This is a genomic window from Streptomyces sp. NPDC059718 (assembly GCF_042733315.1).
Classification (GTDB): domain Bacteria; phylum Actinomycetota; class Actinomycetes; order Streptomycetales; family Streptomycetaceae; genus Actinacidiphila.
The window spans coordinates 1-11,406 of the sequence record NZ_JBHWGA010000094.1; the positions used below are offsets into that span (position 1 = coordinate 1).

The following is an 11,406-nucleotide window of genomic DNA, read 5'->3' on the forward strand; positions in this document are numbered from 1 at the left end:
GAACTGCCCCCAGTTTCGACCGGATTGCTGCGACAACCCGGCGGTGAAGGTCTCTCACCTCACTCGATTCCATGGCGCCTCGTGGCGCACCCACCAGGTACGACAAGACCGCCACCATCCACCTCGCTGGGCTCCTCGTCGCTGCCATTCACTTCTGGAGCGCGAGGTGACCGAAAGAGACGGCCTAGTCCTCGACCAGGGCTTTCTCCTCGTCGGTGAGCCGGTCGAAGCAGGCCTCCTGCGTGGCCACAACGGTCACGTGGTCGAGTGCGGACGCGTGGGCGTGCCGGGCGTTGAGAAACCAGCCTTCCTTCTTGTACGACGCCATGAAGTAGGTGCCGTCGTCGCCGAGCGGGGCCTCTTCCGACGGCCTGGTCTCCTTCCAGCCTCGCTGTGCCAGGGCGGACAGCACGACGCCCAGTTGCTGCCGCGTGTCGGCCGGACCGGCGTCATCCGGGGAGAAGTGCTCTTGCGGGGGCGACCAGAAGACGGCGCAGGGGGTCAGCCGGGTGGCGAGAGCGGCGGCCTTGCGTTCCTTGTCGGTGTCGGCACGAACGAGATTCTCCTGCGGCACGCCCAACCCGGCCTCCACGGTGCTCACCGTCAGATCGGCGGCCTCGACGGCTTCCCGTAGGTCCTGCAGCACGGCCTTCTGGCCGAAGGGCACCGTCTCCGGGGAGGACGGCGAGGTGGGGGCGGAAGCGGCGGTCGGGGCGCCTTCGCCGCATCCGGTGGCGAGAATCGCCGCTATGGAGACGGCGACCGTCCGTCCGGTGCTGATCGTGCTGGTCCGCATGCGCTCTTCCCTTGACGCGTCGACCACCGGCGAACGCTCGATCGGCCCCGTCGGTCGAATCCTGACGCCGGATCTTCGCACGTCAGCGCCATGCCGTCACTTTTCCGCATGCTGGTGGCCGGGCCGAACGGCACGGGACCCCGGGGAACGTCCCCGGGGTCCGCTGCGTACCGCGGCCTGTCGGTGGATCAGGCGGGCTTGAGCCCCGGGTCGCCGGCCTCGGTGACGAAGGAGGCGGCCGTGGTGACGGGGGCGCCGGGCGTGGTCACCGCGGACACCGTCTTGAAGTCGGCGCGCGCCGCGTCCTTGCCGAGGGTGACCACGGCGTAGCCGCGGCGGCCGTTGTAGAACTTCAGGTGCGGGTTGGCCTGCATGTAGGTGGCCCAGTTGGACGGCTTGTCGGAGCCGTCCTTGCCGCTGGTGATCGAGCTGGTGACGATCTCGGTGCCGAGGGTCTTCGAGGCCGGGTCGTCGAAGTCCTTCTTGATGTCGAAGCCGTAGTGGACGTGGACGTCGCCGGTGAGGACGACGAGGTTGTCCCGGCCCGCGGACTCCCAGCCGTCGAGGAGGCGCTGCCGGGAGGCGGGGTAGCCGTCCCAGGAGTCCATGGAGACCTTGAAGTCCGGTGTCGTGCGGTCCTTGCGCTGGGCGAAGGTGACCTGCTGGGGGACGACGTTCCAGGTCGCCTTCGAGGTGCGCCAGCCGTCGACGAGCCAGCGCTCCTGGGTGGCGCCGGTCATCGTGCGGGCCGGGTCCTGCGACTCCGGGCCCGGGACCTGCCAGCCGTCGCCGTACGCCTGGTCGGAGCGGTACTGGCGGGTGTCGAGGATGTCGAACTGGGCGAGCCGCCCGAACTGCAGGCGCCGGTAGAGCTGGGCGTCGGGGCCGTGCGGGAGCTGCTGGCGGCGCAGCGGCTGGTTCTCCCAGTACGCGCGGTAGGCGGAGGCCCGCCGCAGCAGGAACTCCTCCGGGGGCACGTCGTTCTCGGGGGTGCCGTCCGCGTAGTTGTTCTCGGTCTCGTGGTCGTCCCAGGTGACGACGAAGGCGTGGGCCGCGTGGGCCGCCATCAGGTCGGGGTCGGACTTGTAGAGGGCGTACCGGAGCCGGTAGTCGTCCAGCGTGAGGGTCTCGCGGTTGAAGATCTCGGGCAGGACGCGGTCGGTGTAGGCGCGGGCGCCCCCGGTCGCGGTGACCGCGTACTCGTAGAGGTAGTCGCCGAGGTGGAAGACCGCGTCGAGGTCCTCGTCGGCCAGGTGGCGGTAGGCGGTGAAGTAGCCGTCGTGGTAGGCCTGGCAGGACACCGCCGCGAGGCGCAGCTCGGTGAGCCGGGCGCCCTTCGACGGGGCGGTGCGGGTACGGCCCACGGGGCTGACCCACTGGCCCACGCGGAACCGGTAGTAGAGGACGCGGTCGGCGTCCAGGCCGCCCACCTCGACGTGCACGGCGTGGTTGTACTCAGGGTGCGCGTCGACGGTGCCGCGCTTGGTGACGCGGGTGAAGCGCTCGTCGTGGGCGAGTTCCCAGCGGACCTTGAAGCGCTTCTGGGGCAGGCCGCTGCCGGTCTCGTAGGGGCGGGGGGCGAGCCGGGTCCACAGGAGCACCGAATCGGGCATCGGGTCGCCCGAGGCCACGCCCAGCGTGAAGGGGTTCTCGGTGATCTGCACGGCGCTCGCCTCGGCTGCCGCGGCGGTGCCGCCGAGCGGGATGTTCGCGGCGAAGGCCAGCGTCGCCGCCGCCCCGGTGACGGTCAGGAAGCGGCGTCTGTCCAAGCGGCGTACGGCGTCACGCAGTTCGGCGGAGTGTCCGGACGGAGAAGGTGATGCGGAAGGCTGCATGCGGGTGCGCAATCCCTGGCGTGCGGAGTACGGCCGTGAGGCCCGGTTGGTGGTGCCAGGGCATTGCAGTTGTGCAGGGCGGCGTGCAGTTGCCGGATGGTTGGCGCGTACATGGCTGGACGGTGACCGTTGGTCCTCCCCGTCACCTCGGGGCCGGCCCTTCACGGTTCCCGCACGGAACGGCCATTCCCGGAGGGTTGCCCGACGCGGCACACCCCCGAGCCCCTGGGGTCGGGGCGGCGTCGGAGCCCTCAGGGACGGCCTCGTTCACCGGGAGCCGCCGGCCGCCGGGAACGTCACAGCGGCGGGGCGCGCAGGGGGCGCGGGCCAGCCACTCGGCGGGGGGAAATCCCGACACCCGCCGGATGGCGTGCGACCGGTGGCGTCACAAGTCTGGGGCGCATGACCCACGCAGCACCCGTCGCGGCCGAGGATTCGCCGGCGCTCGACAAGAAGGTCCCGGCGGCCCGCTCCCCGTTCCGTCCCGCGGGGGCGGGGCGGTTGATCGGCGTCGACCTGGCGCGAGGTCTGGCCATCCTGGGGATGTTCGCCGCGCACGTGGGTCCCGACCCCTCGGTGGGCGGCCCGCTCGGCTGGGCGATGGAGCTGGCCCGGGGCCGGTCCTCGGCGCTGTTCGCCCTCCTCGCCGGGTTCGCCCTGGTCCTGCTCACGGGCCGGCCGGAGCCGCGTACCGGCCGGGCGGGACGGCAGGCCATGGGCCGGGTGCTGATCCGGGCCGCCCTGCTGATCGTCCTCGGGTACCTGCTGACGGACCTGGGCACGTCCATCGACGTGATCCTGTCCTACTACGGGCTCGCCTTCCTCCTCGTCCTGCCCCTGTACCGGTTGCGGGCCCGCACGCTGGCGCTGATCGCGGCGGCCACCGCGCTCGTGCTGCCACAGGTCCTGTACGTCCTACGGGTCGCCGTCGACAACGGCGGCTGGAGCGACACGGTGATCGCACACGATCCGCTGGCCCGGCTGACCGGCTCGGACGGTTTCCTGGAGCTGCTGGTCACCGGCGACTACCCGGTGCTGACGTGGGTGTCCTTCCTCATCGCCGGGATGGCCGTGGCCCGGCTCGACCTGCGGCGGCCCGGGGTGCACGCGAAGGTCGCCGGGTGCGGGGCGGCACTGGCCGTGCTCGGCTACGGCGGCTCCTGGCTGGCCCTGCACCTGGCTCCCGGCGCGCGGGCCGCGATCAGCACGGCCACGGACGGCGCTCCCACCGCCTCGGCCTGGTGGTCGGACGCGCTGTCCCAGGCGTACGGGGACCAGGTCGTCGACACGCCGTCCTGGTTGCTGGTGGCCGCGCCGCACAGCCAGACGACCTTCTCGATCCTCGGCAACACCGGGGTCGCGCTCCTGGTGCTGGCCACCTGCCTGGCGGTGGTCGAACGGTCGGCGCGCGTGCGGTGGGCGGCCACGCCCGTGATCGCCGTGGGTTCGATCTCGCTGACCGCGTACGTCGGCCACATCGTCGCCATCAAGGCCCTGGGCGTCGACGACCTGCCGGACTCCGCCGCCCTACCGGTCCTGCTCTCCTTCGCCGCGGCCGCGATGGTCCTTGCCTTGGCCTGGACCCGGATCTTCCGGCGAGGGCCTCTGGAGGTCCTCATGCACGCGGCCACCACCCCGGCCCGGCTGATCACCTGAGCGACAGCGGGGCCACGACGGGTGTGCGGGGACGGTCCGGCGCCGTCCCCGCACACCGCCCCGGGGTCAGGTGGTGCCGAGCGGCTGCCGCGGGCGGGCGACCCCGCCGGTCCGATCGGCGACGGCGTCCGGCGCGGCGCTGGCTGATGACCCGTCCGGTTCGGGTCTGGTCAGCGATGTGAGAGTCGAAGAGCGGCCCGACCAGGTTCTGGGCACACCCGAGACCCAGGATCCCTCGGGTGCCTACCGCGGCGATGTCCTGGTGCGGTTCACGCCCGTCGCCGATCCCGGCTTCCACTTCGAGACGGGTCAGGGCAAGGCGACGTTCACGACGCGCGCCGGATCCGCCGGCTACGTCACGGCGACCGTCACCTCGGTGGGGACCGGCTACTTCTCCCTGAACACCCGGATCCTGCCGGACGGCGTCAACACCCTCACGGTGACCGCCACCGAACTCCCCGACGATGTGACGGGCGGCGCGGCCGCGCAGACCGTCGTCGGCACGGTCAGCCTGCGGACCGCGAACCCCGCCGCGGCGTTCACCGCCCCCACGCCCCGCTCGCTCGTTTGGGGTGCCACCACGTACAGCGTGGACGCCCAGCCCGCCTCCGGCGGTCCGGCGATCGACCACGTCGACTTCTACGCCGGCCCGTTCGTCAAGCAGAACAAGCCGAACGCGACCGACGACACCGCGCCGTACACCTTCACCACCACGTACGCGGCCATGGCGTACCGGCCCGAGGTGCAGGCCGTCGCCGTCGACAAGGACGGCTACCGCTCGCAGCCGGTGTCGCTCATGGTCACCGCCACCCCCGGCCCCACGGTGACGGCCCGGACGAACACCCCGGTGCTGGCCTACGGCGGCTCGGACTCGATGGACATCGCATGGGACACCGCGGTGCCCTACGGCTGGAACCGCATGAGTGACCCACGCCATCCCGAGGTCTGGCTGACCAACGAGGACGTCGCGGTCGACGGCACCACCGTCCTGTCGTACGCCGACGGAGACGCCCCGTTCTCCCCGCTCCAGACGCAGAACGGCGGAGTCCCCCACGTCAGCACCAGCTGGGGCAACGGACTCGACACCTCGCGCTGGTCCGTGGGCACGCACACGGTGACGGTGACGGTCATCGACAGCACCGGCGCGGTCGGTACCGCGTCCGTCCGGGCGGTCGTCAAGGCCGACCGCCTGACCGCGACCGCCCCCAACAAGATCGTCCTCGGCCAGAGCCTGCGCGTGACCGGGCTGCTCACTGCGGGCACGGGCGCCCCCCTCCCCTACCGTGCCGTGTCGCTGCAGGCACGCAAGGCCGGCGGAACCACCTGGGCCACCGTGGACACGGGCAAGACCGACGGCGACGGCGCCGTCTCGTTGACGACCAAGCCGGCCGCCAACGAGAGCCTGCGGCTGGTCGCCGTTGACGGCACCAAGCCTGTCTCCGCCGCACTGAAGGTGTCGGTCTCACCCAAGGTGGCGCTGAAGGCATCGGCCGCCAAGGTCGTGCACGGCAAGGCTGTGAAGTTCAGCGGCGCGGTCTCTTCCAAGGAGAAGGGCGCGCCCGTGAAGCTGCAGACCTACCGCCACGGTGCATGGACGACGATCGCCTCCAAGACCCAGTCCAGCACCGGATCGGTCGTCTTCTCCCTCACCCAGAAGACCAAGGGCACCTTCACCTACCGGCTCCTGACCGTGGCCACCACTCGCTTCGCGGCCGCCACGAGCCCTTCCGTGAAGGTCACCGTCAGCTGACAGCGAGCACGCACCCCGGGCCGGCCGTACTCAACCGCGCCCGGCCCGGGTTGCCGGTGGCTTCGCATGCACGGACGTGGCCTGCGGCGCCGCATGTCACACAGGCACACCGCGCCTGTCTCAGGCCGGGCGCCCTCTTCCCCGGAGCCGCAGGAGGATCGACCGGCTCCCGAGTCGTTCTGCGGGCTTCGACCGCGCTGCCAGGCCTCGACACGGCACTGCGTCGAACGGTGCGCTCCGAGGCGACCGGCTCAGCTCGCCTGGTCGATAACGTCGCGGAGGTACCGCACGGCGAACTTCTCGGCGTGAGGGTGACGTTCGATCGCCGCTCCGGCGTCATCGAGCCACCGCGTGTAGAGCGTGACGCCGGCGAGGAGGGCCCGGCCGGCGTCCTGCCGGTCGTGACCGCACAGGGTTGCCCGGAGGTCACGCGCCTCGTCCGGCGCGATGGATTCGAGGTGGCGCACGCCGCGGGGAGTCGCACCCACCCGGAGAGCCGCCAGGGGGCCCAGCACGGACTCGCGCAGGTAGCCGAGCAGGCCGATGACTTCGAACAGTTCACCGCGGCCGAGTTTCGTCGCGCCGTAGTGCACCCAGGTCCAGAACCGGTCCTCGATCCACTGGAGGTCGAACGACGGGGTGGTCGGCGGATGCTCCGCGAGTGAGGTGGCAAGGCCGCCGTCGCGGTCCCACAGGATGTCCGGGTCCTCGGTGCGGTGGGCGAAGTCGGAGCCCCGCACGAACTTGAAGTCGACATGGAGGAGGGGCGGACCGACGAGCGTGACGACCAGACGGGGTTCGCCGACGTGTTCCCCGGTGAATCCGGCCACGAGGGCGGCCCAGGAACCGATCAGCGTGAGACGCTCCGCCATGACCGAGTCGAACGCCTCGTCGTCGACGACCACGATCAGGTCGACATCGGAGTAGATGTCAGGGCGCCCGCCGGCGATCGACCCCGCGACGGCAACACCACTGACACGGTCGTCCTGTTGGATCCGGGGAAGCACATCGCCGAGGAACCGGCTGTGCAGGGTGGGGACGTCCATGGCATTCCTTCCGATCGGGACAAAGTCTTGCAACGTAGCAGGCTGTTGGACCGGATCTCCAAGGAAATAGCGGCACGGACACCCCGGTGGCGGATCTCGCTCGCCCGCGCCGACACGAATACGATGAGGCACACTGTCACCACTGTTTCCACCATCACCCTCCCGCGCGGCAGCCGAAGGATGAGGCCCGCGCTCACCCCGGCCGCCGCCGTCATCAGCCCTGCCCGGGGACGACTTCTGCCGCAGACGGGGGCGGGCGGAAGGGCCGCGCGCCCGCCGCGCGCAAGGCATCGTTGCCCCGAGTTTCACAATGTGCAGGCACCACTCTTCACAGTGAATTCATACGTGCATATGATCACGTCGCCCAGGTGGCGCCAACCCGCTGCGGTGTGACGCCCCTGGACGGCAGGGGGCGATCGTCCCCTGCCCGGACCCCAACCAGGGACACCCTTGAAGCGACACCACAGACGCTGGAGCGTGCCGGTCATCGCCGGCGCTTCGGTACTCGCCCTCACGAGCCCGATCACGGCTCAGGCAGCCGCCCCTTCCGACACTCCCACTCCGCCACCCGCATCCACGGCGGACCATGTGCCCGCAGGCGAACACACCGTCACACTGATCACCGGCGACGTCGTGACCACCAGCCAGGTCGCCCGGGGCGGTGGACAGTCCGGGGGCACCGTCACCGTCCGCGGTGCCGACGGACTGCCGGCGCGGACCCGCATCATGACGTCGGGCGACGACCTCTACGTCTACCCTGAGTCCGCCCTGCCCTTCCTGGCCCAGGGCACACTGGACCGGCAGTTGTTCAACGTCACGGACCTGATCGCGGACGGATACGACGACGCGCACCGCGCCCGGCTGCCGCTGATCGTCTCCTACACGCAGCCCGGCGCCGCACGCCGCTCGTCCGCCGTCCCCGAGGGCGCGGCCCGGGTGCGGAACCTGGACAGCATCCAGGGCGCCGCGCTGACCGCGGACCGCTCCCGCGCGGACGACTTCTGGAGGTCCGTGGCCGGTGCGGCGGTAAGCGAAGGCGCCCGGGCCCGGAACGCCCAGCCGTCCTTCGGCGGCGGTATCTCGCACATCTGGCTCGACGCCCCCATCCACGCCGACCTCGCCGACAGCACCACGCAGATCGGCGCCCCGCAGGTCTGGCAGGGCGGCGACACCGGGCAGGGCGTGGACGTCGCCGTCCTGGACACCGGCGTCGACGCCGGCCACCCGGACCTGGCGGACCGCATCGCGGCGCGCCAGAGCTTCGTCCCGGACGAGAACACCGACGACCACGCCGGACACGGCACCCACGTCGCGTCCATCATCGCCGGAACCGGTGCGGCCTCCGGCGGCAAGGAGAAGGGCGTCGCCCCGGGCGCCCGCCTGAGCATCGGCAAAGTGCTGGACAACAACGGCGGCGGACAGATCTCCTACGCCCTGGCCGGCATGGAGTGGGCGGCCGTCGACCGGCACGCCAAGATCATCAACATGAGCCTCGGCACCAGCCAGGTGTCCGACGGAACCGACCCGATGAGCCAGGCCATCGACCGGCTGAGCGCCCAGACCGGCGCGCTGTTCGTGGTCGCCGCCGGCAACTACGGGGAGGATCCGAACACCATCGTCGCACCGGGGGCGGCCACCTCGGCGCTGACCGTGGGCGCGGTCGACTCCACCGACGCGCTCGCCTCGTTCTCCAGCAGGGGCCCCCGTATCGACGGCGCGCTGAAGCCGGAGATCACCGCGCCCGGAGTCGACATCCTGGCGGCCAACTCCCAGTTCGACGGGAACGACCAGGGCGCCTACCAGTCCATGAGCGGCACCTCCATGGCCACACCGCACGTCGCGGGCGCCGCCGCCCTGCTCGCCGCGGCCCATCCGGACCTCACCGGGGGCCAGTTGAAGGACCTGCTGGCCAGCAGTTCCCGGCAGACCCCGACGTACGACGCCTTCGAGGCCGGCAGCGGCCGGCTGGACGTCGCCGCGGCAGCGCGGGCCGGAGTCTTCGCCTCGGCGACCGCCTACGCGGCCCAGTACAAGGGCGGCGCCCTCCAGCGCCCGGTGACGTACACGAACGTCACCGACGCGCCGGTCGCACTCTCGCTGTCCGTCGACGCGGCGGGCGCCCCGTCCGGGATGTTCCGCCTGTCGGCCTCCCAGGTGGTCGTCCCCGCGCACGGCTCCACCAAGGTCACGGTGACGATCGACGGCTCGGCGGGCACCGCCAAGGAGCACTACTCGGGCCAGGTGCTCGCGACGGACACGGACGGTGGGGCCGTGGCGCACACCGCCGTCTCCCTCGGCTTCGCGACGATGCACAAGCTGACCCTGACGTTCAAGGACTCCGAGGGCAATCCCACGTCCGGCGAGGCCTTGCTGATCAAGGCAGGCAGCAAGGACCCCGTCCCGGTCGGCGTCGGCCCCTCGGGCACCGTGGAGATCTTCGTGCCCGACGACGTGTACTCGGCCCTGTCCTACCAGGAGGTCCCGGGCGTCCACGGCCCCCATTCCAGGGGCCTGGCGCTGCTCGGCGACCCCGACGTGCTCGTGGACCGGGACACCACCGTCACGTTCGACGCCTCCAAGGCCAAGCGCATCGACATGACGACCCCGCAGCGCAGCGACGTGACGTTCCAGAAGCTGGGCTACAACCGTGTCATGAACGGCGTCAGGTCGGGTCTGTCCGCCGAGAGCGTGTACTACGACAGCATCTGGGCGCAGCCGACCACCCACAAGGTCACCCACGGGGACTTCCGGCTGACCGCCCGTTGGCGCGCCGAGAAGCCGGCACTGGCCGTCTCCACCCGCACGACCGAGTTCACCGGCATCCTGCGCCAGGAGGGCATCACGCCGCTGGCCAGGGGCACCTACAAGCTGCCGCTGGTCTTCGCCGGCCAGGGGTCGAGCGAGGACTACGCCCACCTCGACGCGCGCGGCAAGGCCGTGGTGGTCCGCCACAGCGACGACGTCAGCGACATGGACCAGGCGGCCAACGCGATCGCCGCGGGCGCGAAACTCATGCTGGTCGTGGAGAACGGCTACGGCCGCCCGATGCGCTCCTACGCGCCGCTCGGTCAGCGGCCCGTCGCCCTCGACGTCGGCCTGCTCGGCACCGAGGACGGCGAGAAGCTCATCCGGCAGGCCGTGGACGGCGGGGCCAGGATCACCGTCGACTCCGAGACCGCGAGCCCGTACGTGTACGACCTCGCGCACGCCTGGCACAACGAGATCCCGTCGACGATGACGGTCAAGGGCGACACGAAGAACCTCGCCCGGATCGACGTCACCTTCGCCAGCCCGAAGCCGGACGTTCCCGGCGCAGAGTTCCGCTTCGAATGGCTCGACGGCGTCGACTGGTCCTCCGGCCCCATCATGCCGGAGCCCGCGAACGGCAAGCGGACCGACTGGGTGTCAACCGACGGCGTCCGCTGGCACCAGGAGGTGTTCGCCGAGTCCATCGGGTTCGAGGAGGGAGCGAAAACCGCCTACCGGGCCGGCAGCAGGCAGTCCGAGGAGTGGTTCAAGCCGATCCAGCGCCCCTTCCTGAACGACGCCTTCTTCAACAACCTGCCGCCCACCCGCAACGGCAGCCTCCTGTACATCGACATCCCGGCCTGGGGCAGCGGCAACCACGTCGGGTGGAACCAGGACCCGGCCGTGACCCAGCAGCAGACGCTGTACCAGGGCACCACCCAGCTGGGCCAGGGGAACTTCACGAACGTCTGGGGAGATGCCCCCAGCCGCGGCAAACTGCCGTACAAGCTGGTCGTCACGGGTGAGCGGGACGTGGCCTACACCCCGTACTCCTCCCGTACGCGCACCGAGTGGGACTTCACGTCGGCGCAGCCGACCGATGCCGCCACCGTGGTGCTGCCGCTGGTGCAGCTCGACTACCGGATCGGCACCGACGCGGCAGGGCGCGCCGGGCGGCACGACACCCTGTCCGTCACCGCCGCCCACCTGCCGGGCGCCAGCCTCGCCGGCAAGCTCGGCGCGGTCGGCGTGGAGCTGTCGTACGACGACGGCCGGACCTGGCACAAGGCCGCCTGCGGCAGCGACGGGCGGTTCCGCCTGGACGCCCCGGACAAGGCGTCCTTCGTGTCGCTGCGGGCGACCGCCAAGGACTCGGCGGGCAACTCGGTGCACCAGACGGTGATCCGGGCCTTCGGCCTGCGCTGAGGCGCGGCCCCTCACCGCACCCGCCACGGGTGCGGCCGGGGGGGGGGCGCGGGGGGGGGCACCCCCCCCCGCCCCCCCCCCCCCCCCCCGCCGCACCCCCCGGCGGTGGGGCCCCCGCCCGGCGGGGGCCCCCCCACCGGCCGCGGCCCC

At 71.5% G+C, this 11,406-nt stretch carries 6 protein-coding genes; 3 read left to right on the top strand and 3 right to left on the bottom strand.

Features of this window, described 5'->3' with window-relative positions:
• Positions 1–184: 184 nt before the first annotated feature.
• Both ACFV3E_RS45410 and ACFV3E_RS45415 read right to left on the bottom strand, forming a co-directional pair.
• Positions 185–796 (bottom strand): hypothetical protein, encoded by a 612-nt coding sequence (locus tag ACFV3E_RS45410; protein ID WP_500542246.1) that lies wholly within the window; start codon positions 794–796, stop codon positions 185–187.
• Positions 797–984: 188 nt separating this feature from the next.
• Positions 985–2,631, bottom strand: a complete 1,647-nt coding sequence (locus ACFV3E_RS45415) for an alkaline phosphatase D family protein (RefSeq protein WP_500542248.1) — start codon at positions 2,629–2,631, stop codon at positions 985–987.
• 402 nt (positions 2,632–3,033) lie between these two features.
• On the opposite strand from ACFV3E_RS45415, the gene ACFV3E_RS45420 reads away from it, so the two are divergent.
• The gene (locus ACFV3E_RS45420; protein WP_500542250.1) at positions 3,034–4,287 is read left to right on the top strand and encodes a DUF418 domain-containing protein; all 1,254 of its coding nucleotides are present in this window, start codon (positions 3,034–3,036) and stop codon (positions 4,285–4,287) included.
• Positions 4,288–4,465: 178 nt separating this feature from the next.
• The gene (locus ACFV3E_RS45425; protein ID WP_500542252.1) at positions 4,466–6,037 is read left to right on the top strand and encodes a hypothetical protein; all 1,572 of its coding nucleotides are present in this window, start codon (positions 4,466–4,468) and stop codon (positions 6,035–6,037) included.
• A gap of 251 nt (positions 6,038–6,288) precedes the next feature.
• On the opposite strand, the gene ACFV3E_RS45430 is transcribed toward ACFV3E_RS45425, so the two are convergent.
• Complete coding sequence (locus ACFV3E_RS45430; protein WP_500542254.1) at positions 6,289–7,083, bottom strand: nucleotidyltransferase domain-containing protein; 795 nt, start codon at positions 7,081–7,083, stop codon at positions 6,289–6,291.
• Between the two features lie 588 nt (positions 7,084–7,671).
• Here ACFV3E_RS45430 and ACFV3E_RS45435 point away from each other — a divergent pair.
• Positions 7,672–11,256 (top strand): S8 family serine peptidase, encoded by a 3,585-nt coding sequence (locus ACFV3E_RS45435; RefSeq protein WP_500542256.1) that lies wholly within the window; start codon positions 7,672–7,674, stop codon positions 11,254–11,256.
• The last annotated feature ends 150 nt before the right edge of the window (positions 11,257–11,406 follow it).

Excerpts from the sequence above, each read along its gene's own strand:
- ACFV3E_RS45410 (WP_500542246.1), bottom strand. The coding sequence starts at position 796 with ATGCGGACCAGCACGATCAGCACCGGACGGACGGTCGCCGTCTCCATA.
- ACFV3E_RS45415 (WP_500542248.1), bottom strand. The coding sequence starts at position 2,631 with ATGCAGCCTTCCGCATCACCTTCTCCGTCCGGACACTCCGCCGAACTG.
- ACFV3E_RS45420 (WP_500542250.1), top strand. The coding sequence starts at position 3,034 with ATGACCCACGCAGCACCCGTCGCGGCCGAGGATTCGCCGGCGCTCGAC.
- ACFV3E_RS45430 (WP_500542254.1), bottom strand. The coding sequence starts at position 7,083 with ATGGACGTCCCCACCCTGCACAGCCGGTTCCTCGGCGATGTGCTTCCC.